General features: G+C 67.5%; 29 protein-coding genes. 5 read left to right on the forward strand and 24 right to left on the reverse strand.

All coding sequences use genetic code 11. The features are described from left to right. Window positions 1–9: 9 nt before the first annotated feature. From AC0IZJ_RS26050 to AC0IZJ_RS26065, 4 genes are all read right to left on the reverse strand, one after another. Window positions 10–435 (reverse strand): ExbD/TolR family protein, encoded by a 426-nt coding sequence (locus AC0IZJ_RS26050; RefSeq protein ID WP_471854779.1) that lies wholly within the window; start codon window positions 433–435, stop codon window positions 10–12. 82 nt (window positions 436–517) lie between these two features. Further along, window positions 518–1,162, reverse strand: a complete 645-nt coding sequence (locus tag AC0IZJ_RS26055) for a MotA/TolQ/ExbB proton channel family protein (RefSeq protein WP_471854781.1) — start codon at window positions 1,160–1,162, stop codon at window positions 518–520. 1 nt (window position 1,163) lies between these two features. After that, window positions 1,164–1,901: a 4-hydroxy-tetrahydrodipicolinate reductase gene (gene dapB, locus AC0IZJ_RS26060; protein WP_471854783.1), complete on the reverse strand. Its 738-nt coding sequence runs from the start codon at window positions 1,899–1,901 to the stop codon at window positions 1,164–1,166. Continuing rightward, window positions 1,898–2,467: an outer membrane protein assembly factor BamE gene (locus AC0IZJ_RS26065; protein WP_471854785.1), complete on the reverse strand. Its 570-nt coding sequence runs from the start codon at window positions 2,465–2,467 to the stop codon at window positions 1,898–1,900. The genes dapB and AC0IZJ_RS26065 overlap by 4 nt, the downstream gene beginning before the upstream one ends. Before the next feature lie 101 nt (window positions 2,468–2,568). Here AC0IZJ_RS26065 and fur point away from each other — a divergent pair, with 101 nt between their 5' ends. Beyond that, window positions 2,569–3,009, forward strand: a complete 441-nt coding sequence (gene fur, locus AC0IZJ_RS26070; protein ID WP_471854787.1) for a ferric iron uptake transcriptional regulator — start codon at window positions 2,569–2,571, stop codon at window positions 3,007–3,009. Here the strand turns inward: fur and AC0IZJ_RS26075 are convergent. The 4 genes from AC0IZJ_RS26075 to hpf all read right to left on the reverse strand — a co-directional run bounded on the left by AC0IZJ_RS26075 (window position 3,006) and on the right by hpf (window position 6,516). Next, window positions 3,006–4,430, reverse strand: coding sequence for a nicotinate phosphoribosyltransferase (locus AC0IZJ_RS26075; protein ID WP_471854789.1), 1,425 nt, complete (start codon window positions 4,428–4,430; stop codon window positions 3,006–3,008). The two genes, fur and AC0IZJ_RS26075, sit on opposite strands and share 4 nt — an antisense overlap. Beyond that, on the reverse strand, window positions 4,430–5,386 hold the full coding sequence (gene hprK, locus AC0IZJ_RS26080; RefSeq protein ID WP_471854791.1) for an HPr(Ser) kinase/phosphatase: 957 nt from the start codon (window positions 5,384–5,386) through the stop codon (window positions 4,430–4,432). The genes AC0IZJ_RS26075 and hprK overlap by 1 nt, the downstream gene beginning before the upstream one ends. Before the next feature lie 49 nt (window positions 5,387–5,435). Continuing rightward, window positions 5,436–5,906, reverse strand: a complete 471-nt coding sequence (gene ptsN, locus AC0IZJ_RS26085; protein WP_457418608.1) for a PTS IIA-like nitrogen regulatory protein PtsN — start codon at window positions 5,904–5,906, stop codon at window positions 5,436–5,438. A 268-nt stretch (window positions 5,907–6,174) separates the two neighbouring features. After that, window positions 6,175–6,516: a ribosome hibernation-promoting factor, HPF/YfiA family gene (hpf, locus tag AC0IZJ_RS26090; protein ID WP_457418610.1), complete on the reverse strand. Its 342-nt coding sequence runs from the start codon at window positions 6,514–6,516 to the stop codon at window positions 6,175–6,177. 422 nt (window positions 6,517–6,938) lie between these two features. On the opposite strand from hpf, the gene corA reads away from it, so the two are divergent. Further along, window positions 6,939–7,928 carry a magnesium/cobalt transporter CorA gene (gene corA / locus AC0IZJ_RS26095; protein WP_471854795.1) on the forward strand — a complete coding sequence of 330 codons (990 nt, stop codon included), beginning with the start codon at window positions 6,939–6,941 and terminating at the stop codon, window positions 7,926–7,928. 91 nt (window positions 7,929–8,019) lie between these two features. On the opposite strand, the gene AC0IZJ_RS26100 is transcribed toward corA, so the two are convergent. From AC0IZJ_RS26100 to AC0IZJ_RS26135, 8 genes are all read right to left on the reverse strand, one after another. Then, window positions 8,020–8,436 carry a nuclear transport factor 2 family protein gene (locus AC0IZJ_RS26100; RefSeq protein WP_471854796.1) on the reverse strand — a complete coding sequence of 139 codons (417 nt, stop codon included), beginning with the start codon at window positions 8,434–8,436 and terminating at the stop codon, window positions 8,020–8,022. Continuing rightward, window positions 8,433–9,191: an SDR family NAD(P)-dependent oxidoreductase gene (locus AC0IZJ_RS26105; RefSeq protein ID WP_471854798.1), complete on the reverse strand. Its 759-nt coding sequence runs from the start codon at window positions 9,189–9,191 to the stop codon at window positions 8,433–8,435. Before AC0IZJ_RS26105 ends, AC0IZJ_RS26100 begins: the two co-directional genes overlap by 4 nt. A 73-nt stretch (window positions 9,192–9,264) precedes the next feature. Further along, entirely contained in the window at window positions 9,265–9,795 is a 531-nt protein-coding gene (locus AC0IZJ_RS26110) for a DUF3833 domain-containing protein (RefSeq protein WP_471854801.1), read from the reverse strand. After that, window positions 9,792–11,027 carry an MFS transporter gene (locus AC0IZJ_RS26115; protein ID WP_471854804.1) on the reverse strand — a complete coding sequence of 412 codons (1,236 nt, stop codon included), beginning with the start codon at window positions 11,025–11,027 and terminating at the stop codon, window positions 9,792–9,794. Before AC0IZJ_RS26115 ends, AC0IZJ_RS26110 begins: the two co-directional genes overlap by 4 nt. Then, the gene (locus AC0IZJ_RS26120) at window positions 11,014–11,529 is read right to left on the reverse strand and encodes a chalcone isomerase family protein (protein WP_471854806.1); all 516 of its coding nucleotides are present in this window, start codon (window positions 11,527–11,529) and stop codon (window positions 11,014–11,016) included. The genes AC0IZJ_RS26115 and AC0IZJ_RS26120 overlap by 14 nt, the downstream gene beginning before the upstream one ends. 3 nt (window positions 11,530–11,532) lie before the next feature. Next, window positions 11,533–12,741 (reverse strand): class I SAM-dependent methyltransferase, encoded by a 1,209-nt coding sequence (locus AC0IZJ_RS26125; protein ID WP_471854809.1) that lies wholly within the window; start codon window positions 12,739–12,741, stop codon window positions 11,533–11,535. Between the two features lie 5 nt (window positions 12,742–12,746). Further along, entirely contained in the window at window positions 12,747–13,496 is a 750-nt protein-coding gene (locus tag AC0IZJ_RS26130) for a DUF1365 domain-containing protein (RefSeq protein WP_471854812.1), read from the reverse strand. Beyond that, window positions 13,493–14,818 carry an NAD(P)/FAD-dependent oxidoreductase gene (locus AC0IZJ_RS26135; protein ID WP_471854814.1) on the reverse strand — a complete coding sequence of 442 codons (1,326 nt, stop codon included), beginning with the start codon at window positions 14,816–14,818 and terminating at the stop codon, window positions 13,493–13,495. Before AC0IZJ_RS26135 ends, AC0IZJ_RS26130 begins: the two co-directional genes overlap by 4 nt. Before the next feature lie 529 nt (window positions 14,819–15,347). Between AC0IZJ_RS26135 and AC0IZJ_RS26140 the strand changes: the two genes are divergently transcribed. Continuing rightward, window positions 15,348–16,319: a MerR family transcriptional regulator gene (locus AC0IZJ_RS26140; RefSeq protein WP_471854817.1), complete on the forward strand. Its 972-nt coding sequence runs from the start codon at window positions 15,348–15,350 to the stop codon at window positions 16,317–16,319. A gap of 13 nt (window positions 16,320–16,332) precedes the next feature. Then, window positions 16,333–17,193: a ferritin family protein gene (locus AC0IZJ_RS26145; protein ID WP_471854820.1), complete on the forward strand. Its 861-nt coding sequence runs from the start codon at window positions 16,333–16,335 to the stop codon at window positions 17,191–17,193. Here the strand turns inward: AC0IZJ_RS26145 and AC0IZJ_RS26150 are convergent, their stop codons facing one another. Genes AC0IZJ_RS26150 through AC0IZJ_RS26160 form a run of 3 tightly spaced genes read right to left on the reverse strand, consistent with a single transcriptional unit; the run spans window position 17,194 to window position 19,298 of the window. After that, window positions 17,194–18,060: a hypothetical protein gene (locus tag AC0IZJ_RS26150; protein WP_471854823.1), complete on the reverse strand. Its 867-nt coding sequence runs from the start codon at window positions 18,058–18,060 to the stop codon at window positions 17,194–17,196. Window positions 18,061–18,078: 18 nt separating this feature from the next. Then, window positions 18,079–18,948 carry an ABC transporter ATP-binding protein gene (locus tag AC0IZJ_RS26155; protein ID WP_471854826.1) on the reverse strand — a complete coding sequence of 290 codons (870 nt, stop codon included), beginning with the start codon at window positions 18,946–18,948 and terminating at the stop codon, window positions 18,079–18,081. Beyond that, complete coding sequence (locus tag AC0IZJ_RS26160; RefSeq protein WP_471854828.1) at window positions 18,945–19,298, reverse strand: GntR family transcriptional regulator; 354 nt, start codon at window positions 19,296–19,298, stop codon at window positions 18,945–18,947. Before AC0IZJ_RS26160 ends, AC0IZJ_RS26155 begins: the two co-directional genes overlap by 4 nt. Window positions 19,299–19,511: 213 nt before the next feature. Here AC0IZJ_RS26160 and AC0IZJ_RS26165 point away from each other — a divergent pair, with 213 nt between their 5' ends. After that, window positions 19,512–20,459 carry a GGDEF domain-containing response regulator gene (locus AC0IZJ_RS26165; protein WP_471854874.1) on the forward strand — a complete coding sequence of 316 codons (948 nt, stop codon included), beginning with the start codon at window positions 19,512–19,514 and terminating at the stop codon, window positions 20,457–20,459. Between the two features lie 53 nt (window positions 20,460–20,512). Here AC0IZJ_RS26165 and AC0IZJ_RS26170 read toward each other — a convergent pair whose 3' ends face one another. The 5 genes from AC0IZJ_RS26170 to AC0IZJ_RS26190 all read right to left on the reverse strand — a co-directional run bounded on the left by AC0IZJ_RS26170 (window position 20,513) and on the right by AC0IZJ_RS26190 (window position 25,685). Then, on the reverse strand, window positions 20,513–20,896 hold the full coding sequence (locus tag AC0IZJ_RS26170) for a hypothetical protein (protein WP_471854831.1): 384 nt from the start codon (window positions 20,894–20,896) through the stop codon (window positions 20,513–20,515). 243 nt (window positions 20,897–21,139) lie between these two features. Next, entirely contained in the window at window positions 21,140–22,600 is a 1,461-nt protein-coding gene (locus AC0IZJ_RS26175; RefSeq protein ID WP_471854833.1) for a serine/threonine-protein kinase, read from the reverse strand. Window positions 22,601–22,705: 105 nt separating this feature from the next. Beyond that, window positions 22,706–23,578 (reverse strand): c-type heme family protein, encoded by an 873-nt coding sequence (locus AC0IZJ_RS26180; protein WP_471854836.1) that lies wholly within the window; start codon window positions 23,576–23,578, stop codon window positions 22,706–22,708. Window positions 23,579–23,718: 140 nt separating this feature from the next. Then, the gene (locus AC0IZJ_RS26185; RefSeq protein ID WP_471854839.1) at window positions 23,719–24,936 is read right to left on the reverse strand and encodes an RtcB family protein; all 1,218 of its coding nucleotides are present in this window, start codon (window positions 24,934–24,936) and stop codon (window positions 23,719–23,721) included. A 17-nt stretch (window positions 24,937–24,953) separates the two neighbouring features. Beyond that, window positions 24,954–25,685 (reverse strand): hypothetical protein, encoded by a 732-nt coding sequence (locus AC0IZJ_RS26190; protein ID WP_471854842.1) that lies wholly within the window; start codon window positions 25,683–25,685, stop codon window positions 24,954–24,956. Window positions 25,686–25,779: the final 94 nt, after the last annotated feature.

Below are 25,779 nucleotides of genomic sequence, written 5' to 3' on the forward strand. Positions count from 1 at the left end.
AGGGCAGCGTCAGGGGGCGGACGCTGCGGCCTGCGCAACGAAGGCGATGCGGTTCAGGCCCGCCGCCTGCACCCAGCCGATCAGCTCCGCCACTTGGCCATAGGGCACGGCGCGGTCGGCGCGCAGCTGCACTTCCAGCTGCGTGTTGGCGCGGCCGAGTTCGGTGATGCGCTGCTGGAAGGCTTTTGCGTCGAGCTCGTCCTCGCCCAGATGCAGCTTGCCGTCCGGCGTGATGGCCACGGCGATGAAGTTCGGCGCGTCGCTCGGCGTCGCGGCCTCGCTCTTGGGCAGGTCCAGGCGCAGAGACGCGGTCATCAAGGGCGCGGTGATCATGAAGATGACCAGCAGCACCATCATCACGTCGATCAGCGGCGTCATGTTGATGTCGCTCATGGGGCGAGCGGCGTCGGTGCGTTCAAGCCGACCGAAACTCATGTCTGCCCCTCGCCCGGCAAGTACGCCAGGCGGTCCCCCGAGGGGATGCGCGCCGGCTTGGGAGCGGCCCGGCGCTCGGCGCTCATTCGTGGTCCAGCAACTCGCGCAGGTCGTGCGCAAAGCCTTCCAGATCGGCTTCACAAGCGGCCACCAGCTTGCCGAAGACGTTGTACGCCAGCACGGCGGGAATGGCCACCGCGAGGCCGGCGGCCGTCATGATCAGCGCTTCGCCGACCGGGCCGGAGATCTTCTCGATGGTGATGTTGCCGGCCACCGAGATGCTGCCCAGCGCGTGATAGATGCCCCAGACGGTGCCGAACAGGCCCACGAAGGGCGCGGTGGCGCCGATGGAGGCCAGCAGCACCTGGCCGAACTGCAGCTTGGCCAGCACGGCGTGCAGCGCGTCGCGCAGGCGGCGGGTCAGGCGGGAGTCGCGCTTGGCGGATGCGTCCAGCGTGGCCGTGCGCGTCTCGGCGGTGGCGGCGTCCAGCAGCGGCAGCAGCAGGCCTTCGGTGTCGAAGCTTTGCAGTGCGCTGCGGCCTTCAGGCACGCCTGAGGCGGCCCAAAACGCCGGCACCGCGCGCACGAGGCCGCGGCGGGCGCGTCGCAGCAGCCAGGTCTTCCACAGGATCAGCGCCCAGGCGCTGACCGACATGGCCAGCAGCAGCAGCGCCACCGCGCGGCCGACGAGGTCGCTCTGGCCCCAGAAGTCCGCAAAGCCACCCATGTCAGTCGTTGAATCCGAGAACGTCGTTCATGCCGAACAGGCCCGTGTTCTTGCCCGCGAGGAAGCGCGCCGCGCGCAGGCTGCCCTGGGCGTAGATGCTGCGGTTGCTGGCCTTGTGACTGATCTCGATGCGCTCCCCAATGCCGGCGAACAGCACGGTGTGGTCGCCGATGACGTCGCCCCCGCGAACGGTGGCGAAGCCGATGGTTGAAGGGTCGCGCACGCCGGTGACACCTTCGCGGCCGTAGACGGCGCATGCCTTCAGGTCACGGCCGAGCGCATCGGCCACGACCTGACCCATCTGCAGCGCCGTGCCGCTGGGCGCATCGACCTTGTTGCGGTGATGGGTCTCGACGATCTCGATGTCGAAGCCCTCGTTCATCGCCCGCGCGGCCATGTCGAGCAGCTTGAGCACGACGTTGACGCCGACGCTCATGTTCGGCGCGAAGACGATGGCCGTCCGCTCGGCCAGCCGGGCCAGCTCGGCCTTCTGGGCTGCGTCGAAGCCGGTCGTGCCGACGACGGCCTTGACGCCCAGCTCCGCGCAGACGGCCAGATTGGACAGCGTCGCCTCGGGGCGGGTGAAGTCGATCAGCACGTCGGCGCCGGCCAGGCGCGCGGGAAGGTCATCGCTGCGACTCAGCGCGGCATGCAAGGTGCAGTCGTCGGCGGCCTCCACGGCTGCGACGAGCATCTGACCCATGCGCCCGGAGGAGCCTGCGATGGCAATCCTGATCAAGAACCGGCTCCCACCTTGGCATCCAGCGGCGGGTAGGTGCGGCCGGGCGCCGGGCCCTCTGCGGCGGCCGTCGGCGCTGCGTCGGCGCTGCGCTTGGGCGGTGGCAGCGCGCTGCGCTCCGCCTCGCTCAGCTCCAGCTTGGGCTGCTTGCTGCCAGGCTTGAAGGTGTTCACCGAGGCGACGAACTCGTTCTCGGTGGGCAGGTCGTCGGGCGCCGTCAGCGTCTTGAGCGTGTCACCGTCGAACTCGGCGACCACCAGGCGCTGCTGGTAGGGGGCGCCCTGGCGGCGGATCGTGAAGGCATAGTCCCAGCGCGACTCGTGGAAGACATCGGTCAGCAGTGGCGAGCCGAGCAGGTCGCGTACCTGGGCCTTGGGCATGCCGGGCTTGACGCGGGCGACCATCTCCTTGGTCAGCACATTGCCCTGCACCACCTCGACGCGGTACGGCGTCAGCACACCCAGCACCTTTTCGCCGGTGATGGAGGGCAGGGAGTCCCACTTGGGCATGTAGGAGCAGCCGCCAAGCAGCGCAATCAGCGGGAGAGAGGCAAGCAGGGGACGCATGGGGCGGCTGGGCAGAGTGCGGAAAGCGCCTGCCGAATGTTCGGCTGGCTATGATCGGCGGATTCTAGCGGGGCCCCCTTCCGGGCTCCGGCCCACGCGCCATGCCCTCTTCCGTCAAAGACCAGACCAGCGACATCAAGAACAGCGGCCTCAAGGCGACGCTGCCGCGGATCAAGATCCTCGAGATCTTCCAGCGCACACAGCAGCGCCACATGACGGCCGAAGATGTTTACAAGGCTTTGCTCGGCGAAGGCGCCGACATCGGCCTGGCGACGGTCTACCGCGTGCTGCAGCAGTTCGAGCAGGCGGGCCTCTTGAGCCGCAACCATTTCGAGACCGGCAAGGCTGTCTATGAGCTCAACGAGGGGCACCACCATGACCACCTCGTGTGCCTGAACTGCGGCAAGGTCGAGGAGTTCTTTGACTCCGGCATCGAGGAACGCCAGCACGCCATCGCCAGCGAGAAGGGCTTCCAGCTGCAGGAGCACTCGCTGGCGCTTTATGCGACCTGCGCGAAGCCCAACTGCCCGAACAAAAGCTAGGCGGTGACGCGTGCGCGGATCGCCGCGAAGCTGTCGTCCACGAGCAGCCGGCCGTTTTCAAAGACGGTGCGCAGCGCTTCGGTCGCACCGTCGGCCAGGGCCTGCTGATAGCCGGGCGAGTCCAGGCGGACGGTGGCAAAGGCGCACACGTCTTCATTGACGCGGCGCATCAGCGTCAGGCGCCCGGCCTTGCTGCGCTTCGCCGGGTCGGTGACCGGGGCCTTGAACACGTCGCGCCACGCGCCGCCCACCTCCGCAGCCGAGGCCTTCATCGCAAAGCCCAGCGTGTCGCGGTTGACCTGTTGCAGCAGCGCGCCGCCCTGGCCGAAGGCGACGTTGTCGGCCGAGTAGCCGGCGGATTCGAGTGCACCCAGGATGCTGCCGATGGACTCGCGCGTGATGCCGTCGCCCTGGATGACGCGTACATGCTTGAGCACCTTGTAGCCCTTCGCGTTCACGTCGCTGCCGAAGCTGGCATCCAGCGCGCGCACGGTGCGCAGCACGGCGCTGGTCGGGTCTCCGCTGTCGGGGCGGATGACGACGGTGGCGCCGCTGGCGATGACCTCGTCGCGAAGCGCCCCGCCCCAGAGGCCGGCCACGGCGGCGTCGAGGTCATAGGAGTCGGACACCACGGCGAGCAGCGCGCCGGGTTGGCCGAACTGCTTGAGCATGTTGCGATAGGCGTCCAGCTCGCCATCGCGGCCCCAGGCGGTGATGGTGCTGTGCTCGGCCGCCGGGATGGAGAAGCCGGCCATGGGCTCGCCGTAGTAGAGGCGGGCGCCCAGCAGGGCGGTCATCGTGTCCGTGCCTTTGAAGTTCACCAGGTGGGCCATGCCGCCCAGCATGGCTGATTCCAGCGATGACACGCCGCGCGCGCCGAAATCGTGCAACTTGAAGGGCAGGCCCTCGGGAGAGCCGGTGCGAGCCAGCGCATCGCCAATCATCCGGCGCGTCGCCAGACCATGGCTGGCCACCGTCGTCGGGTACCAGACGCGTAGCAGCGCCGTCTCGACATAACTCGTCAACCACCAGCACGCCGGGTCGGTGTTCTCGACCGTGACGAGGGCATGGTTGACCGGCACGACGGTCCCCTCGGGCACCGCGCGGATGCGCAGCGGCAGCCGGCCGCCGTGCGCGCCGACGATGTGCAGCCAGCCCTCTCGGTTGAAGGGCACGCCGTGGGCCGCGCAGACCTCGACCGCCAGGGCCACGTCGTCGGCCGTGACAGGCTTGGTGAAGTACTCCTTGAGCAGCGCCTGGAAGCCGAAGAAGACGGTGTACGGCAGTGAGCCGCCGCGGGCTTCGATGTAGCTGAAAACGGTCGTTGTGCCGGGCGGGTACTGCCGCCAGTGGCTGGTCTTGTAGCTGTCCGTGTTGAGGACGAGCAGGCGGGCGATATCGCTGAAGCCGTTGAGCGTCATCAGTCCATCGAGCCGCTGTCGATGGCGCGCTGGTGGCGCTCGACGAATTCCTTGTAGGTGTCGATGCCACGCAGCTGCAGGATGGTGTTGCGCACAGCGGCTTCCACCAGCACGGCGAGGTTGCGGCCGGCGTCCACGGCGATGACGACCTTGCGCACCGGCATGCCGAGCACGTCCTCGTGCAGCGGCTCGTAGGGCAGGCGCTCGAAGTCGCGCTCCATCGTCTCCTTGCGTACCAGGTGGACGATGAGCTTCAGGCGCATCTTGCGGCGCACCGCGGTCTCGCCAAAGATCGCCTTGATGTCGAGCAGGCCGATGCCGCGCACTTCCAGCAGGTTCAGCAGCAGCTCTGGGCAGCGGCCCTCGATGGCGGTCTGGGCAATGCGGAAGAAGTCGACCGCGTCGTCGGCCACCAGGCCGTGGCCGCGGGAAATCAGCTCCAGGCCGAGCTCGCTCTTGCCCAGGCCCGACTCGCCGGTCAGCAGCACGCCCAGGCCGAGGATGTCCATGAACACGCCGTGGCGCGTCGTGCGGTTGGCGAACAGCTGCGACAGATAACCGCGCACCAAGTCGATGACGTGGCCGGCCGATTCCTTGGTACGGAACAGCGGGATCTCTGCGCGGTCGCACATGGCCACCAGGCGGGGCGGCGGCAAGGTGTCGTCGGCGACGATGATGACCGGCGGCTCCAGCGTGACGATGCGCGAGATGCGGCGGTCCTGGACGTCGGTGCCTTCCTGGTTCAGGTAGGCCACCTCCCGGCGGCCGACGATCTGCACGCGGTAGGGATGGATGTAGTTGAGGTAGCCGACCAGGTCGGCCGCGCTCTGTGCGTCGCGCACGGCGGCTTCGTCGAAGCGGCGCTCCGGGTGGCCGTGGCCGGCGATCCATTCCCAGCGGAGGGCTTCGCGGTGTTCTTCAAACAGCCGCTCTGCGCTGATGGAGGTTGGTTTCAATTCAGGGAATGGATCACTAAGGGTTTACGCGAAGCGCCGATTGGCGGCATCAGGCAACCGACTTCAGCGGCTCCCACGAGGCGATGAGCTTGTGCAGCGTCGCGGCCTCGGGTTCGGTCTTGAGTTGCTCGCGCAGTTCGCGGTCGGACAGCATCTCGGCGATTTCGGACAGGATTTCCAGATGACGCTGCGTGGCCGCCTCGGGCACGAGCAGGAAGATCAGCAGGCCGACGGGCTCGTCGTCCGGGGCGTCGAAGGCGATGGGCTGCTGCAGGCGCAGCACGGCGGCCAGCGGATTTTTCAGGCCCTTGACGCGGCCATGCGGGATGGCGACCCCATGGCCGAGTCCGGTTGACCCCAGGCGCTCGCGAGCGAACAGGTTGTCGGTGACCAGTGCGCGGGCCATCTGGTGGTGGTTTTCGAACAGCAGGCCGGCGTGTTCGAAAGCGCGCTTCTTGCTGGACGCATCCACATTCACCAACACGTTGTCGGCGGGCAGGATGGCGGCTAGACGGTTCATGGGCTGGGGCCGAGCGTCGGGGGCGCCGGGTGGGCGCGGCCGAATCCGGCGGTTGGGTCAATCAGAGTCACAGATTATGGAACTGCGGGCTGTTTTGAGGTGAGGGGTCGATCCCCGAGGCGTGCAAAAGGCCCCTGCTCACCCCTGAATGCGGGTTTTTGCGGCACTGCAACAACAACCGATTCACCGGGGGCAGGCGTCGATTGCGCATGGCAAAAAAGCGAAAGCGGCCCGCAGGCCGCTTGGGGGACAAACCACCTGCGTGGATTTAGCGGGCGGGCACCTCGAGGCGCTTGGCCGAGGCATGGTGATGGTCCTGCACCTTGTCCTTGTGACGGCAGACCTGGCGATCCAGCTTGTCCATCAATTGGTCGATGGCGGCATAGAGGTCTTCATGGGACTGTTCCACGAAGATGTCGCGGCCCTTCACGTGCAGCGTGACTTCGGCGCGTTGCCGGCGGTCCTTTTCCTTCTGCTTTTCTACGGTCAGCAGGACGTTGATGTCAACGACCTGGTCAAAGTGGCGGGTCACGCGGTCCAGCTTGGTGAGTACGTATTCGCGCAAGGCTGGGGTGACGTCGAGATGATGGCCACTGATCGTCAGATTCATAGAGCTTCCTTTCACAGGAATGGGTCGGAAAAAACGGAACCAGAAAACTGAGGAAAGTTGCGGAGTAAGGAGCTGTTTAAAAGGTAGCGAGGTGGGTGGGAGTGGGGAATCGACGAAGCCAGTTTGCGCGCGAAGCGGCGGCGTGACAAGGGGATGACGGTGAGGTTTTGTGCCCATCCAGGGCGCGTTCCTGAGGCTTCTTTCACGCCTGGCGCCGGTGCAATAATCCCCGGCTACTTCCCCTACGGAGCCCTTCTTGGACAGCAGTCACCCTCGGTGACCGTCCACTCCCGCCATGTGCGTTGGCCATGTGCGCTGAGCAGCGCGCCCCGCCCGGAGTGAGACGGTTGAACTGAATCCCGCCACCCCGGACGGCGCGCCGCGTCGTCCCGTTCCATAGCCAGCGCCGCTGGAGACGATGCATGCTGAATGTGTTCACGCTGGATAACGGCCGCCTGAAGGGCGGGCTGTTCCAGGAAGAAATCGAAACCGCCGAGGACCTGGCTCTGTCGCGCCCGATCTGGGTCGACCTGGAGAGCCCGAGCGCCGAGGAAAAGGGCTGGATACGCGACCGTTTCGGGCTGACCATCCCTGAAGACATCGTCGACGATGACCTCGAGGAATCGGCGCGCTTCTACGAGGAAGACAACGGTGAACTGCACATCCGCTCAGACTTCCTCATCGAGGGCGACGGCGGCCCGGATGGGAAATCGGCGCGCAACGTGCGCGTGGCCTTCATCCTGTTCAACAACGTGCTGTTCTCCGTCCATAACGAGGACTTGCCGGTGTTCCGCCTGCTGCGCCTGCGGGCGCGGCGCATCCCGGCCTTGATCGAGGATGCGAAGGACGTGCTGCTCAAGCTCTACGACGCCGACGCGGAGTATTCGGCCGACGTGCTGGAAGGCATCTACGACAAGCTGGAGGCGGTGAGCACCCGTGTGCTGAAGAGCGACGTGACCGACGCCGAGGCCGGCGAAGTGCTGTCGGCCATCGCGCGTGAGGAAGACTTGAACGGGCGCATCCGACGCAATGTGATGGACACGCGCCGCGCGGTCAGCTTCATGATGCGCAGCCGCATGCTGAACGCCGAGCAGTTCGAGGAATCGCGGCAGATTCTTCGTGACATCGACTCACTCGACTCACACACTGCTTTCCTCTTCGACAAGATCAACTTCCTGATGGACGCCACGGTTGGTTTCATCAACATCAACCAGAACAAGATCATCAAGATCTTCTCGGTGGCCAGTGTGGCCCTGCTGCCGCCGACGCTGATCGCGTCCATCTACGGCATGAACTTCAGGAACATGCCGGAGCTGCAAGCGCCCTGGGGCTATCCGCTCGCCCTCGGGCTGATGCTGCTGTCGGTGGCCGCGCCCTTCATCTATTTCCGCCGCAAAGGCTGGTTGAGATAGACGACCCCCTACGGCCTGACGGCCGCCCCCTCGAGGGGGCACTGCCAGCGGCCCGGCAAAGCCGCTTCCACGGCAGTCGCGCGGGCATGCACTACGCTGCCCGAAGTCGGCTCTTCAGCCAGCGCATCAAGGCGCCCAGCACCGGCAGCTTCTCGTACAACTCCTCGGCCGCGTCCCAGTAGTCGCGGTGATCGACGACGAGGCCGGTGGTGTCGAACCGCAGGTGGCTGGCGCCGCGGATGACGAGGTCGTCGGCGTGGAAGTCCCACGCCAGAAAGCATTGCTCGCCTTCGACCAGCGCTTGTTTGACGACGAAGCGAGGCGCCTTAACCGTCTCGAACATGTGCTGGAAGACGCGCCGCACCGCCGCGCGGCCGCGCACGTCGTTGAAGGGGTCCTTGAAGTGGCAGCCCTCGGCATACAGGGCGACGAGTGCGTCCAGGCCGGCGACGGTCAGCGCCTCGTACTGCGAGATCAAGGCGGCGGCCCGCGGGTCGGCATGCCTCATCGGTTGGCCTTGCTGACGAGCCGGAAGTAGGCACTGTCGCCCAGCAGGCGCAGTGCCTTCATCGCCAGCGTGAAGCGCTTGGGAAAGTGGATCTCGAACTCGCCCGCGGCCCAGCCCGCCAGCATCGCCTTGGCGGCCTGTTCGGGGCTGATCTCGGCTGGCATGGCGAATTCGTTCTGCGCCGTCATCGGCGTCTTCACGAAGCCGGGGTGGATGACGGACACACCGACACCGCGCGGATGCAGGTCGAGGTAGAGCGCCTCGGCCAGATGCGTCAGCGCCGCCTTGCTCGGGCCATAGGCCAGCGCCTTGGGCAGGCCGCGATAGCCGGCCACGCTGGAGACCAGGCTGAGGTGGCCGCGCCCGGCTGCCAGCAGGCGGGGCAGCAGCGTGTCCAGCAGGTTCAGCGCGCCGACGAGGTTGACGTCGAAGTGGCGACGCGCGTCGGCAAGGTCGAAGCTGTCTGCCGTCATCGGCCGGTAGTAGCCGGCGCAGTAGACGCACAAGTCCGGCACGCCGATCTCAGCCACGGCGGCCTGCAGCGCGGGCAGGTCCATCACGTCAAGCGGCAGCGCGTGGCTCCCCGGGTGCAGGGCGGTGAACTCGTTCAGCAGCGCTGCCTGCCGCGCCGACACGATGACGCGCGCGCCGGCTGCGTGCAGCGCACCCGCGGTCGCGCGACCGATGCCGCTGGACGCGCCGATCAGCCAGACCGTTTTGCCCTGCCAGTCGCGCAGCCGCGGGTTGAGGCTCACTGGAGCACCCTTCGGCCTTCGGCCAGTCCCGCCAAGCGGGAGCGAGCTTGCTTGCGGCGGCCCGGCGCGGCGCTCATGGTTTGTAGAACGACAAGGTCACGTCGCCGACGTGGAAGCCGAACTTGCTCATGCGCGCCTTGTTCAACATGACCTTGTCGTCCATCAGGAACATCCAGTCATCGAACTGCACGTCGTAGGTGGTGCCATTGACGGGCAGGCGAAGCGTGTAGCTCCAGCGCAGTGCGTTGCCGCGCGCCTCGCCGGCCGCATCGCCGATGACGTCGGCAGCCGTGCCCTTGTAGCGACCGTTGCCCAGGGCCGTGATGGTCCAGACGCGGCGCTCCGTCTTGCCGTCGCTGTAGCTGAAGTCTTCCTCCAGCGTGCCGACATCACCCTGCCAGCGGCCCACCAACCGCACGACGAAGCGGCGCTGCACCTTGCCGGCGCGGTCGGTGAAGAGGCCGTGGGCCGTCAGCGGGCCGTTGAAGTAGGTCTTCAGGTCCAACACGGGTTTCTCGGCGGCGTAGTCCTCGGGCGTAGGTGCGCTGGCGCAGCCGGTCAGCGTGATCGCGGCGAAGGTGGTCAACAGCAGGCGTCGGTTCATGGCGTGGTGATGAAGTAGCGATACAGCAGCGCGGCGGCGGCGAGCTTGAGTGCGCAGGGCAGCAGGCAGTAGGCGATGGTGAGCGCCTGCAGGGCCTGCGGGTCGCGCTGGCCGGGCGAATAGCCGAGGGCCTGAAGCAGGGGCAGCGCGAGGCCGGCGGCCAGCGCCAGGTTGAGCTTGGTGGCGGCGTTCCACCAGCCGAAGAACGCGCCCTCGGCGCGGCCTGCCATGCCGGCGCGCTGAATGACGCCGGCCAGCAGCGCGCCGGGGATGGCGAGGTCGGCGCCCAGGGCTGCGCCGCTGGCCATGCAGACCGCGAGGAAGCCCAGGCGGTCGCCCGCACCGAGGGCCGCCGCCCACGCGAAGGCCGCGACGGCCAGTGCCATGCCAAGCGCCCAGGCGCGCGGCTGGCCCAGGCGGGCGATGACGCGCAACCACACGGGCAGTGACACGACGGCGGCGATGAAATAGCTGGCGAGGAACAGGCCTTGCGACTCGGGCAGGCGCAGCCGGTCGTCGATGAAGAAGAGCAGCAACGTGGCCGGCACGGCGGCGGCGATGCCGTTGAGCAGGAAGACGGCAAGCAGGCGGCGGAACTCGGGCACGCGCCAGGCGAGGGCCAGCGGTGCAGGCGCATCGCCGCTGATTTCCGGCCGGGGTGCGGCGCTCAGCGCCGCCAGGCCCAACGCCAGAGCAATTGCCAGCACGAGTGTCGTGATACCGAAGCCGAAGAGGGACGGCAGCAAGCTGGCGCTAACGACACCAACAAGCGCAAAGCCCTCGCGCCAAGCGACCACGCGAGTCTGTTTCGCGGCGCCGCCGCCCAGGCGCGCGCCCCAGGCCTGGTGCAGCACGGCCAGCCAGCTGTAGGCGAGGTAGGTCAGCACCAGGCCCGCGCCGGCCCAGGCCAGCAGCGCGGTGGGTTGTTGCACTTGCGGGAAGAACAGCCCGGTGAAGCCGAGCACCAGCAGCAGCGCCGCGGCGGGCAGCTGCCATGCGAGTGCTCGGCGGCCCAGGGCGCGGTCGCAGAGACGGCCTATCCAGGGGTCGACGATGGCATCCAGCGCGCGGGCGGCCAGCAGCAGCGCCCCCAGGCTGGCCAACGGGAGGCCGAAGCGGGTCGCGTAGTGGGCCGGCAGATGCACGTAGAGCGGCAGCGCGACGAAGGCGAGCGCGAGGCCCAGCGCGCCGTAGCGCAATCCGTCGCCGAGTGGCAGGTCAACGGTTGCCATCACCGGCCAGCAACTTCTCGCGCAGCGCCGGCTCCGAAGTCTGCGGGCTGAGCCAGATGCCGAAGAACAGCCGTGCGAAGGTGGCGTCGGCCACGCGCCGGCGCGGCTGGCCGTTGACGAAGAACTGCACCGCCTCGCCGGGCTCATGGCTGCCGCTGATGCGGTCGCCGGCCTTCACATCCGGGAAGGCGGCCTGCATCTCGGCAAGCCAGGCCTGGGCCTGCGCGTCGCTGACGGTAGCCTGGTGGCGCATCTCCTTCAGCGAGCGCTTGGCAATCTCGGCGCCGTCCAGGCTGCGGGCATATTCAATTTCCAGCGTCAGCGGCTGTTCCTGCCAGTTCGCGGCCGTCACAGGTGCGGCCGACCACAGGCGGATGTCGTAGACGTGCAGGCCCAGGAAGCGAAAGCGCGCCTGGCCGCGCCGCGTCAGACCGTTCAGTTCGGCGGAAGCCTGGGCGAGCGTGACCACGGCGAAGGAGACCAGGACGGCGCGGCGTCGCATGGCTCAGTCCCGCACCAGCGTGAACTGCATGACGTCGGTGTTGCCGGCTGCAAAGGCGCCTTCGCAATAGGCGAGATAGAACTCCCACAGCCGCATGAAGCGCGTGTCGAAGCCCAGCTCGCGCACCGTGCCCTCGCGCTTCAGGAAGGCCTCGCGCCACTGGCGCAGCGTGTGGGCGTAGTCGGCACCGAAAGCCAGCTCGTTGACGACGCGCAGGCCCGCTTTTCTGGCGTGGGCGCGGAACTGGCTCGGGCTGGGCAGCAGGCCACCGGGGAAGATGTATTGCTGGATGAAATCGGTCGATCGCACGTAGCGGTCGAACAGGTCGTCGCGGATCGTGATGCTCTGGATGCAGGCGCGGCCACCAGGCTTCAGTTTGTCGCGCACGGTGCGGAAGTAGCCATCCCAGTACTCGCGGCCAACCGCTTCGAACATCTCGATGGAGATGACGGCGTCGAAGGGCTCATCGGCGATGTCGCGGTAGTCCTGCAGGCGCAGGTCGGCGCTGAGTCCGGCGTTCTGCAGGCGGTCCTGCGCCCAGGCGAGCTGCTCGGTCGACAGCGTCACGCCGGTCAGCCTGGCATCGAAGTCTCGTGCGGCCACCTCGGCGACGGCGCCCCAGCCGCAGCCGATCTCCAGCACGCGGCTGCCGACGGTCACGCCCGCCTCGCTGAGCGCCCGGTGCATCTTGGCCTGCTGGGCGGCGGGCAGGGAACGTTCCGGCGCGCCGTCGAACCAGGCGCTGGAGTAGTTCATCGTCGGGTCCAGCCACAGCTTGTAGAAAGCGTTGCCGAGGTCGTAGTGGGCGTGGATGTTCTTGCGGCTGCCCTGGCGCGTGTTGCGGTTCATCAAATGACGCACCCGGTGCAGCATCCCGCCCCAGAAGCCGCCGTAGACGAGCGACTCCAGGGCGGTGCGGTTGCGCACCAGCAGCTCCAGCAGCGCGCGCAGGTCGGGGCTGGTCCATTGGCCGTCGACGAAGCTCTCGGCAAAGCCGACATCGCCCGACGCGAGTGCGGCGGCGCAGACCTGCCAGTCAATGATGCGGATGGCCGCGCGCGGTTCGCGCCCTTGGCCGAAGTGCAGCATCTCGCCGTCGGGCGTCTGCACGTCCAGGCTGCCGTGCTGCAGATGGTTGAGCAGCGCCAGCACGCGGCGCGCGTGGCGGGGCAGGGTGGGCGTGAGGATGGGGGCGGAGGTCGTTGTCGTCATGGCGGTCAGCGCGTCACAAAGCGCTCTGGCGGCTGGGGTTTGGAGAAGAAGGGCACGCGCTTGAAGGTCAGCTTCAGCGCCTGCCAGTGGATGCGTGCGACGACCATCAGCGTCAGCGCCGGCATGGCGAAGAAGGCGGCGCGGGCACTGCGTTGGGTCAGCGGTTGCAGGTGGCCGCTCAGGCTGGTTTGCAGCAGCGGGCCGTGCGCGTCGTCGTGGTCCACGCGGGCCACGACGCGGCCGTCGGCACGCATGAAGCGGAAGCGGTAGCGGCCCTCGACGCGGCAGAACGGCGAGACGTGGAAGACCTTGGCCGCATGCTGCTCACGGCCCCAGGCCAGCTCCGGGCCACGCAGCAGATAGCAATGGCGTTCGCCGAAGGTGTTGTTGACTTCGACGACGACGGCGGCGAGCGAACTGTCAGCGCGCTCACAGAACCAGAAGCTGACCGGCTTGAACACATGGCCCAGCACGCGCGGATAGGTCTGCAGCCAGACCTCGCCGTCGGCATCGGCGATCCCTTCGGCTGCAAGCAGGGCCTCCAGCCAGCACAGCGCATCGGCACCACCCTCGCCGTGGTCGGCGTCGTGGAAGCTGAGCCAGCCGCGCCCGTTGCGGTTCAGCGGCGCCGAAGCGTCGCGACGCAATGCGCGCATCGGCAGCCACAGGAAGTAGCTGGCGTAGTCGAAGGCGTGCTCGCGCGGACGCAGCCGGCGGTGGCGCACCTGGCCCCGGCCCAGCCAGGCGCTGGTCATGACAACACCCGGTCGATGACGTCCTGCGCGGCGCTCAGGCCTGACAGCAGGCCATCCTCGTGGAAGCCATAACGCGTCCATGCGCCGGCAAACCACACGCCGCCTGACCCCTGGATGTCGGCCAGCCGGTCCTGCGCATGCACGGCGCCATCGTCGAAGACGGGATGGGCGTAGGCGTAGCGGCCGATGACGCGGGCGGGGTCGGGTTCGCGCAGCGGGTTCAGCGACACGACGACCGGCTGCTGCCAGGGCAGCGGCTGAAGCTGGTTGAGCAGGTAGTGCAGGCAGACGGCCCCACTGTCATCGCCATTTCGGCTGCCGCTCTCGTAGTTCCACGCAGCCCAGGCGGCGCGGCGGCGCGGCAGCAGGCTGGCATCGGTGTGCAGCACGGCCATGTTGGGCTGGTAGCGAATGGCGGCCAGCACCTGATGCTCGGCGTCCGTGGGCAGGGCGAGCAGCGCCAGGCTCTGGTCGCTGTGGCCGGCCAGGACGACGGCGTCGAAATGCTCCCGGCCGTGCGGGCTTTGCACAACGACATCGCCGCCCGCCGCTGGCCGGTGAATGGCCTGCACGCGCGTGCCCAGGCGCACGTCGTGGATGGCGGGCAGCATGGCGTCCACGTAATGGCGCGCACCGCCCGCTACCGTCCACCACTGTGGCCGGTCGTTGACCTGCAGCAGGCCATGGTTGTGGCAGAAGCGGATCAGCGTGCGGATGGGGAACTGCAGCATCTGCGCCGTCGGGCAGGACCAGATGCAGGCGACCATGGGCAGCAGGTACCAGTCCCTGAAGCTGCGCCCGAAGCGGTTGCGGGCCAGGAACTCGCCGATGGGCTCGGCCAGCGCGGCCTCTTCGCCGCTGGCCGCCAGCGCCGTGCACAGGCGGTTGAAGCGCACCAGGTCGGCCAGCATGCCCCAGAAGGCCGGCCGCAACAGGTTGCGGCGCTGCGCGAAAACGGTGGACAGGCTGCTGCCGCTCCACTCGATGCCGTCACCCGGCACCTGGGCCGAGAAGCTCATGTCGCTACGGGCGGTGGCCACGCCGAGCTGGGCGAAGAGCTGGATCAGCAGTGGATAGGTGCGCTCGTTGAAGACGAGGAAGCCGGTGTCCACGCCGTGGGTGATGCCCTCCAGCGTCACGTCGACCGTGTTGGTGTGGCCGCCCGCGCAGGAGCCGGCCTCGAACAGCGTGACGTGGGCGCGGTCGCTCAGGGCCCAGGCGGCGGACAGGCCGGCGATGCCAGCGCCGACAACGGCGATGCGCTTCTTTGTGTGGCCGCCCGGCGCGCGCGGATGCCCGCGTCCACTCAGCAGGCGCAGCAACTCGGGCGAGGCGTGGCCGCCGGGCGAAAACGAAGGGCCCGCGTCACCGACACGGGCCCTGTTTGTAAAAGCGGCCGCAGAACGCCTCGAAGCCAACGAGGGAGGGAGGGAGGAGGAGGAGAACGGCTTCGAGATTGCTGCTCTGGACTCAGAGAGGTTGAGCGGCCTGAATTCCGTGGGTGTGTGCAGCGCCTCCGTTCGAGCACGACAGGGGTTTTCACTGGCTGTGTAGCCTGAGTGCAGGCCGGAAGCACGAAGTTCTGCGGGGCTGTACCGGGTTCGGGCGACGATTGTTGTCGTCATGATTGGATGTCCGGCGCTGCTTTCCTGCTCAAGCTCCAGATCGCGAACAGTTCCGAGAAAGGAAGCTGGTGGCGCACAGGAAGAGCAAAATGTTGATGTTTTGTCCAGTTCAAATCTCGGCTGGCATGCCTATATTAGGTCAACCAACGAAAGTTGTCTTATGTTTGTCCAGGACAGATTATGGATCGGATGATGGTGGAGCTACTGGCTGCCGGAAGGGCGTGGCATGGCTGAACATCTGGTCTACGTCGATGGCGACGCTGCGGATGCGGGCATGCCAGCGTCCGGCGTGGGCATCACGGCGGTCGAGCGGGAGACCGGCATCAACAAGGAGACGCTGCGCGTCTGGGAGCGCCGCTATGGCTTCCCGGTGCCCGGGCGCGACGCGGCGGGTGAGCGCCTCTACCCGCCCGAGCAGGTGCACCGGCTGCACCTCGTCAAGCGCCTGCTGGACGCCGGTCATCGCCCGGGCCGTGTCGTCGCGGCTTCTGCGCAGGAGCTGACCGCGCTGTTGCGGCCCGCCACCGGGCAGAGCAATGTGGGCGCTGCGGTCGAGGCGCCCGAGATTGCCGCCTGCACCGCGCTGCTGCAGAGCAACGACATCGATGGCCTGCGGCGCCTGCTGTCGCAGGCGGTGCTGCGCCGTGGCCTTGCGGGCGGCATCGGCGAGGTCTTCGCGCCGCTGACGACGCGCATCGGCGATCTCTGGATGAGCGGCGAGCTGCAGGTCTTCCAGGAACACATCTACAGCGAGTCGCTGCAGCTGGTGCTGCGGCAGGCCATCCATGCGCTGCCGGCGGCACCCGGTGACGGCCCGCGGGTGCTGCTGACCACGCTGCCCGGCGAGAGCCATGCGCTGGGCCTCTTGATGGCCGAGGCGCTGCTGAGCCTGGAGGGCGCGGCCTGCCTGTCGCTCGGCGTGCAGACACCGCCGCCCCAACTGCCGGGCGCCGTGGCCGCGCACCGGGCCGACGTCGTGGCGCTGAGCTTCAGCGGCCAGTTGCCCAACCGCGCAGTGCTGGACGGCCTGGCTGAACTGCGCAAGCTGTTGCCGGCAAGCGTCGAAATCTGGGCCGGCGGCAGCAGCCGGGCACTGCGTTTGCCGGGGGTGCCGCAGGGCGTGCGCTGCCTTGATGGCCTCGCGGCCATCGCGCCGGAAACGAAGCGCTGGCGCGAACTTTTAGAATCTCCCCTCTAAACGAGGAATCACCATGCTTTACCCGGAACTGTTCAAGCAACTCGAAGCCGTGCGATGGAACATGGACAGCGACATCCCTTGGGACCAGTTCGACGCCAGCCAGCTCTCCGACGAACAGGCGCAGACCATCAAGATGAACGCGATCACCGAGTGGGCGGCGCTGCCGGCCACCGAGATGTTCCTGCGCGACAACCGCGGCGACAGCGACTTCTCCGCCTTCATGAGCGTGTGGTTCTTCGAGGAGCAGAAGCACAGCCTCGTGCTGATGGAATACCTCAGGCGCTTCCGCCCCGAGCTCGTGCCCACCGAGGCCGAGCTGCACGAGGTGCGCTTCGATTTCGACCCCGCCCCGGCGCTTGAGACGCTGATGCTGCACTTCTGCGGCGAGATCCGCCTCAACCACTGGTACCGCCGCGCGGCCGAGTGGCACACCGAGCCGGTCATCAAGGCCATCTACGAAACCCTGTCGCGCGACGAGGCCCGCCACGGCGGCGCCTACCTGCGCTACATGAAGCGCGCGATGGTCAAGTTCGGCGACGAGGCGCGCGCCGCCTTCGCCAAGGTCGGCGTGCTGATGGCCAGCGCCCGCCGCACCGCACAGGCGCTGCACCCCACCAATTTGCACGTCAACGCCGCGCTGTTCCCGCGCGACACCATCCAGAGCCGCCTGCCCGACCCCGAGTGGCTGGAACACTGGCTGGACAAGCAGATCCAGTTCGACAGCGTGTGGGAGAACAAGGTCGTCGAACGCATCCTGCACAACATGAGCCTGCTGATGGACCGCAGCTTCGCGACCGTGCAGGAGTTGAACCGGTTCCGCAAGGAAATGGCGGCACGCATCGTGCCGCCGGCCGGGTCGACGTCGACGGCCTGATCAGCCGCCGCGGGCGCGCTTCATCACGGTCAGCGCGAAGGCCGCAGCGGCGACGGCCATCCAGCCGAGGAAGTCCAGCGTGGCCAGGTCGGCCAGCGTGTGGCCCAGGTCCTGCAAGGCCCAGGTGACGAGGTTGGTGCCGGACTGCATCGCCTCGGCCAGGCTCCTGCCGTCGTGAACCAAGGTGCGGGCGATGTGTTCGTTGAGGCCCTTGAGCGCGTTCATCGGCCAGCTGATGTCGTAGGCCTTGTCGAGCACGGCCACGGCCACGCCGCCGCCGATCAGCACCACCGGCGTGCCCAGGCGCTTGAGCCAGCTCGACGCGGCCATCAGCACGAAGATCACCGGCGCCAGCCACAGCATCAGCGGCAGCGTGCCGGCCAGGCCGCGCAGCAGCAGCGGTGACGACGCCAGGATGACCTCGCCCCAGTTCACTGCCAGCGCGGTCGAGAAGTCGGCGCGGCTGGTCAGCACGCTCATCGCGATGGGAATGCCGAACAGCACGCCGACGATGGCGCCACCCAGCGGCGCCAGCCAGGCATGGGCGATCACGGTCGACATCACGCTTTCGCTCGGCCGGCCGGGCAGCGACAGCCAGAACTCGATGGAGCGGTCCTGCGTGTCGCGCCGCGCCAGGCCGGGCAACTGGAACAGCGCCACCAGCAGCGAGATCCCGTAGACGGCGCAAGCGCTGATCAGCACCATGCCCACGGCCATCAGCTCGGGGCTGTCCATCGGCAGGCCGGTCACCTTGCCGAAGGGCAGCATGGCCAGGAAGAGCAGGGGCGGGGCGAACGCGGCGATCAGCCAGCCGCGCTTGTGCTGCATCCATTCGCGTTGCAGCAGGGTGGGGATGTGGTTGTTCATGGCATCTTCTCCTTCTTTTTAGGCTTGCTTGCTGTTGAGCGCCGGGTTGCGGGTCAGCGCCATGAAGAGGTCCACCAGGCTGGGGCGCACACGCTGGCCCAGGCTGGTGATGTGCTCGGGCGGCGCGCCGTCGAACAGCGACGTCGTGCGACCCTGCTCGCGGTAGCGCAGCAGCGGGTGGGCGGCGGCCATCGCATCGGCGGCGGCCGGGTCGTGGTTCAGCGCCACGAAGCGGCGGTCGATGTCCTCCAGGCTGATCGACAACGCCACGCGCCCTTCGTCCAGCATGATCACGTCGCTCAGCAGCGCCTCGACCTCTTCCACCTGGTGGGTCGAGATCAGCACGCTGCGCTCGCCGTCGCACCATTCGTCGATCAGCATTTCGTAGAAGCTCTTGCGCGACACCACGTCCAGGCCCAGCGTCGGCTCGTCCAGGATCATCAGCTTGGCGTCGATGGCAGCGATCAGCGCCAGGTGGGTCTGCGCCACCATGCCCTTGGACAGGCTCTTCACCTTGTCGTTCTCGCTCACGCTGGTGCGCTTGAGCAGCGCCCGGGCGCGCTCGGCCGAGAACTTGGGCTGCAGCTGGCTCATCAGCGTGATCAGCTCATGCACGCGGGCCCAGCGCGGCAGCACGGCCACGTCGGGGATGTAGCTCAGCTCCGTCAGCAACTGCTGGCGGTTCCTGGTCGGCTCCAGGCCCAGCACGCTCAGTTCACCCTGCACCGGCAGCAGGCCGACGAGGGCCTTCATCAGTGACGTCTTGCCGGCGCCGTTGTGGCCCAGCAGGCCCACCACGCGGCCCTTGGGCACGGTGACGGACACGTCGTTCAGCGCTGTCTTCTTGCCGTAGCGCAGCGTCAGGTTCTTGGCTTCGATGAGGTTCATGTCGACTCCCAGTTCAGATCATTGGCACTCAGGCCCAGCCGCGTGAGCTTGGCGCGCAGCGCGGGCCAGTCCTTCTTCAGGAACTGCTCGCGCTCATGGCGCAGCAGCCGTTCCCGGGCGCCGGCCATCACATACATGCCCAGGCCGCGGCGCGTCTCGATGAGGCCGTGCTCGCTGAGCGCCTGCAGGGCCCGCGTGACGGTCAGCGGGTTGATGACGTACTGCGTGGCGAGTGCGCGGACCGAAGGCAGGGCCTCGCCTTCCGGGGGGCTGCCGTCCAGCAGTTGCACGGCCAGTCGGTCGGCAAGCTGCTGGTAGATCGGTGCCTGGTCTGTCCAGGTGGGAGTCATGGGTGCTCCGAGGTGTGTTGCTGATGTAGCACACCATATCTGCAGGCCCGTGGGCGGACCTAACGGGGAGCGACGGACTGCAGATTTGGGGGGATGGGCTGTAAAGCATTGCAAGAGCTTTTGCAGCGCCACCACTTGGGCTCAAGCCCTTGATAAGGTGCGGCGACATCCTCTTGGGAGCCCGCACTGCCTGCCCGCGAGATCGCCTTCATCCTGCACGTCGACGACGACCCGGACAACTTGTCCACCACCAAGTTGATCCTGGATCGGCCCGGCGTCGAGGTTGTGTCTGCGCCGTCCGCCGCGGATGCGCTGGAGCAAACGCGCCGCTACGACTTCGCCCTGGCGCTGGTCGACGTCAACATGCCCGGTGTCGACGGGTTTGAGCTGGCGGAGGCCATGCGCAGCGATGAGCGGACGATGGAGGTGCCCATCATTTTCCTGACCGGCGCGAGCATGGACGCCGCGCGCGCGTTTCAAGGCTACGAGACCGGTGCGGTGGACTTTCTGGTGAAGCCGGTCCCGCCCTTGGTGCTGGCCAGCAAGGTCGGCGCCTTCGTGGCGCTGTATCTGCAGCGCAAGGCGCTGCTCGACCAGAAGGACGACTGCGAACGCCTGCTGAGGGCCAACCAGCGCATGGCGACCGAGCTGGCGCATGCACGCGACCTCGCCGTGCAGGCCTCATTCACAGACGAGCTGACCGGCGTCCCGAACCGGCGCCACATCCTCAAGCTCGCGGCCAGCGCCCTCGCCGACCCCCGGCGGCACTCCCAGCCGGTCTCCGTGGCGTTGCTCGACCTGGATCACTTCAAGAAGATCAATGACACCCATGGACACGCCGGCGGCGACGCCGTGCTGCGGCATTTCTGCGAGCACACCCAGGCGCATCTGCGTTCCGGCCAGTCGATGGGGCGCTACGGCGGTGAGGAGTTCCTGCTTCTGCTGCCTGGCACGGAGCTGGCAGACGCCTGCACGGCCATCGAACGTGTGCGGGAAACGCTGAAGGCGCATGCCGGCATTTTCTACACCTTCTCCGCAGGCGTTGCGCAGGCTCGCCCGGAGGAGTCACTGGACGCAGTGATCGAGCGGGCTGACCGAGCGCTTTACCTCTCGAAAGAGCGTGGTCGGGACTGCACCTCCAGCGAACTGATGGGCCTCTGAGCCGTCGCGCGCTGCTTCAAACTCGCTGTTAGCCGCAGGAACGACGCGTCGGTTCAGTGCTGCGCCTGGACAGGCGAGTGCTGCGGCTCAATCGCGGCGATGGTGTCGTCTGCACAGGGGCTGTCTTCCTGTTCAAGCCACTTGAACGCTCCCGCGATGTCGGAGTAAAAAATCCGGTGATCGCTACCGCCGAACGCCAGCCGCGCCATGTAGGCAAGGTGGCTGTCCGGGACGACGATTGCGCGCCGCAGTCCGACACCCGCGCCGCCCTCATCCAGATAGACCTGGGACAGGGCGGCATCCGCGCTGAGCGAGTGGGCTTCCAGCAGGTCATAGAGGACACAGCGACTGCCAGTACTGGCAACGATCTCAAGCACCTTCGCCTGGCATCGCCACAGCAAGGCCTCGGTCGCCTCTCCGCGAATCCTGGCAATCACCAACTTTCCGACAGGTTCAATCCAAAGCCCTTGATCCACACCTGGCACCGTTCAACTGACGCGCTATTTCGGCAAACCGCTTGCCCCAAGCGCCTGACGGAACTTTTGCGTCAGCAAGCGTCGGAGTGGGTAGGACGCGGCGCCGCTTACAAGCCCGCGTGGTTGCGCGGCCACTCGAATCGTGGGGGTTCCGAGAAGGAAATGTCCAGGGAAACGGCAGTTCAAGGCGCCCTGAGCCCGGTGTCACGACAGCCGGCCCAGCGCCCTCAGCAGCTTCTCCCGCGCGCCGGCATCACTCACGGCCTCGGCCAGCCGGTTGAAGAACACGGCCCGGCTGTCGATGCCGGCTGCGGCGCGCTTGACCAGCACCTTGGCGATGGGCCCGACGTGCTGGGCCAGCAGAGCCTGCGCCTTTTCCATCACGGCGTCGTTCAGCGGCCCGCCAATGGTGGTGCCGCTGCTGGCTGACCCGGCCGTGCCGGCCGAACCTTTGGACCCGGGCGGCGCGCCGCTGGTGCCACCAGCCGTCTTCACGCTGCCGCCGGTGACCAGGCTGGCCTGGCCAAGGAAGCTGTCCCGCGCCCTCGGGTCGCTGACCTGATCGGCCAGCTTGGCGTAGAGCTCGTTCAGGTCGGTGCACTCGCGCGCCGCGCGGCGCACGAGGACGCTGGCGAGCGGGCCGACGAGCTTGGCCAGCGTTTGCTCGGCCTGGGTGAGCTGGGCCTTGTCCCAATGCGTCGGTGGCGGCGCGCCGCTGGAGCCGCCGGCCGTGGAGGGCGGGGCGATGGTGGGCGGCGCAATCGTGGCCGAGAGGGGCGGCCGGGCCGGGCGCGGCGGCGCCATCATCAGCGTGCGTTCCCAGGCGGTGTCGTCGATGCCGCTGCCGGCGCCATCGAGCAGCGCCTGCTTGAACTCGTCGGTGTCGGCGAAGCGGTCGGCCGGCCGCTTGGCCAGCGCGCGGGCGACGATGGCGTCGAACCAACCCGGGCGCTCGGCGCCTTCCGCCATCGACGGCGGCATCGGGTCTTCGTTGACGACCTTGTACATGAGGGCTTCGGTCGTGCCGGCAAAGGGCGCGCGGCCGGTCAGCAGCTGGTAGAGCACGACGCCGGCACCATAGATGTCGACGCGCCGGTCCATGGGCTTGCCCAGGAACTGCTCCGGCGCCATGTGGCTGGGCGTGCCCACCATGTAGTGGGTCTGCGTGAGGTTCTGCGACTCGATGCGCGCGATGCCGAAGTCGGCCACCTTGAGCCGGCCGTTGGCCATCATGATGATGTTGCTGGGCTTGACGTCGCGGTGCCAGACGCCCTTCTCGTGCGCGTGGCCCAGCGCGTCGAGCAGCTGGCTCATGATGCCGGGAATGTCGCTGTCGGTGAAGCGCACCTTGGCGCTGAGGTAGCTGGCGAGGGAGCGGCCCTCGACAAACTCCATCGCGATGAAGGCGACCTGCTCGGTGCGGCCGAAGTCGTAGACGGCGACGATGCCGGGGTGGCCCAGCCGGCCGGCCGCCTGCGCCTCGTTGCGAAAACGCGAGGCGGGTGCGCCGGGGCTGTCGTCGTCGGCGTCGAGGTTGGTGCGGATGGTCTTCAGCGCAACGGTGCGCTGGATGTCGGGGTCGAAGCCCTTGTAGACGACGCCCATCGCGCCCTCACCGAGGACTTCGGTGATGCGGTATTTGCCGAGCTGCGCTGGATGCTTCATGTCGACCCCTCGGCCCGCGAATACGCAAGCCGGTCCCCCGAGGGGACGCAGGCCGGCTTGGGAGCGGCCCGGCGCTTGGCCCGCCCGGCGTCGCTGATTTGCAGCTTAGGCATCCAGCAGCTTCATGGCCTGCACGACGCTGGCACGCATGCGCGAGAAGGAGTCGGACAGCGTGGCGATCTCGTCGCGGCCGCTGGTCTTGAACTCGGGCGCCTCCAGGTCGCCCTGGCTGACGCGGTCGGCCAGCGCCGACAGCCGCGTGACGGGGCGCACGACCAGCATCCACACCATCAGGTTGAGCACGATGCCGACGACGACGAACACGCCGATCAGCGACGAAATGAAGAGCTTGAAGACGTTGTCGGCGCGCTGCAGCGGCACGCCCAACGGCACTGAGACGATCTGCGCGCCGATGACCTCGTTGAGGTTCCAGCCGAAGCCGTTGGCGGGGCCGTACTTGGCGACCATGGTGGCGGGCGCGGCGTCCACGCTGCTGTGGCAGGCCAGGCAGGCGGGGTCGGTGATGCGCAGCGGGCGGGCGATGTAGAGCGACGGGCCGGCCGGTGTGTCACGCGTGCCGATGGTTTCCTTCAGGTCAGCGGCGCTCCTGAATTGACCCACGATGTCGGCCTCCCACTCCGTGGCACGGTCGCGCGGGTTGGTGGGGTTGAGCGTCGCTTCCTTGTAGGCGAACTCGGGGTGCTTGGCCAGCAGCGTGCCCAGCACCTCGGTGGCGGAGTAGCTGGGCACCGTCTGGGGCAGGAACTCGTGCGCCATCTGCGAGACCAGCAGCGGCTTGATCTGCGTGTTGGTATAGGCGCGCACGGCCAGCGCCTTTTCCATGAGCAGCTGCGCACTGCCGATGACTTCCTTCTGCGCGTTGTCCTGCAGCAGCTGGCGGGCGATGTAGCCGCTGACGGCGATGCCCAGGCTCATGACCAGCAGGTAGACCAGGTTGAATTTGACGAGCAGTTTCATGTCGACCTCGTAGGGGCGGCAATGGTAGTGCCGGCGGGTGCCGTTCGCCCTTCGTGAATGCTCCCGTGGCGTACACCGCAAAGGCCAAAAAAAGGGGCGCCCGACCGGAGTCGGGCGCCCTGAGCAGTGCGAATGGCTGGCTAACCCTTCACGCAGACCACCTGCTTGAGGGTGTGGACGACCTCCACCAGCTCGCGCTGGGCGGCCATGACGGCGTCGATGTCCTTGTAGGCCGCGGGTGTCTCGTCGAGCACGTCCTTGTCCTTGCGGCATTCGACACCTTCGGTCGCGGCGCGGTGGTCGGCCAGCGTGAACTGGCGCTTGGCGTCCCCGCGGCTCATCACGCGGCCGGCACCGTGCGAGCAGCTCTCGAAGCTGTCCGCATGGCCCTTGCCGCGCACGATGTAGCTGCGCGCGCCCATGCTGCCGGGGATGATGCCGAGCTGCCCTGCCTTGGCGCTCACGGCGCCCTTGCGGGTCAGGTAGACCTCCTGGCCGAAATGCGTTTCCTTCTGCACATAGTTGTGGTGGCAGTTCACCGCTTCGATGTGGCTCTGGAAGTTCTTGTGGATGACGGTCTTGGCCGCCTCGATGACGCGCTTCATCATCACCTCGCGGTTGGTGGCCGCGAACTTCTGCGCCCAGCCGACGGCGCGGACGTAGTCGCCGAAGTAGCGGCTGCCTTCCTCGAAATAGGCCAGGTCGCGGTCAGGCAGATTCGCCTGATGACGCATCGCGTCCTGCTTGGCCAGCTCGATGAACATCGTGCCGATGAAGTTGCCGACGCCGCGCGAGCCCGAGTGCAGCATGAACCACACGGCGCCGGCCTCGTCCAGGCAGACCTCGATGAAGTGGTTGCCCGAGCCCAGCGTGCCCAGGTGCTGGATGTGGTTGGTCTTGGCGATCTTCGGGTAGTCGCGACACAGCTCGGTGAACTCGGGCTCCAGCTGCGCCCAGGCCGTGTTGACCGAGCCGGGTGCCTTCTGCCAGGCACCGGGGTCGCGGCTGCCGGGCTGGCGGCCGTGCGGCACGGCGCGCTCGATGGCCGAGCGCAGCGGCCCGAGGTTGTCGGGCAGGTCTTCCGCCCTGAGCGTGGTCTTGCAGGCCATCATGCCGCAGCCGATGTCCACACCGACGGCGGCCGGGATGATGGCCTTGACGGTGGGGATGACCGAGCCGACCGTCGCGCCGATGCCGAAGTGCACGTCCGGCATCGCGGCGATGTGCTTGAAGACGATGGGCAGACGGGCCGCGTTCTGCAACTGGCGCTTAGCCTGCGGCTCGACGGGCACGCCCTGCGTCCACATCTTCAGCGGCACACCGCCGGGGACGTCTTCGTGGATGTGTTGGGGTTCCATGTTGATTCCTTCATGCGTCACTGCACCATGCCTTGGCGTGCAGCTTCCGCGTAGTTCTTGAGGTTTTGATCGTTGGGGTCGATCGAACGGATGAATGTGGCCATGGTGCGGTCGATCTCGTCGCGTCGGTTGAGGCGGGTGGCCTCGTGGCCAATGCCGTGCAGCGCCGCGATCTGGACCTCGCGGCAGGGCACGTCCAGCATCTCGCGCAGGACCTGCCACACCGCCTCTTGCCACCGGGGCTCGTGCTGCGCATTCCAGAAGGTCGGCCAGACGTCGAACCACATGTAGCAGACATAGCCGAGCCGGCCTGGCGAAGCGCCGACGGGCGCGTGCACATGGGCCAGCCGCGGCCCGATGCAGTCGCGCCAGAGCGCGGGCATGGCCTGCATCATTCGCATGGCTTCATCAAGCGGCACGCTCGCGTCAGTTGCGGCGAACGGCACATCGCTGATGCCGCTGCTCATGACGTAGTTCAGGCCGAGGCCAACTTGCTCGTCGCTGTAGGCCGCCAGGTCGGTGCCCGCGTTGGCGAACAGTACCGCCTGGATGCGAGTCCATTCCAGCGGGGTCGCTTCGAACTCGGGCGCGTCGATGTCCCAGTACCAGTCCTGTGCCGAGTCAGGGGGGACGGGCCGGTCGAACAGGTGGCGCAGCGCCGCCGCATAGAGCTCCGGCGCAAGGCCCACACCTTGTGGTGTCCACGCGAGGCGGCGTTGCTGCGCGGATGTCAGTCGTTTGGTCTTCATGAGGTACTCGATTCAGGTTGCGTTGATGGACGCGACGTGATTCGAACCCGCCTCACTGCGTCGTTGATCAAAAACCCTGCCGCACGAGGCGGCA

The organism is Roseateles sp. AC306 (genome assembly GCF_979253795.1).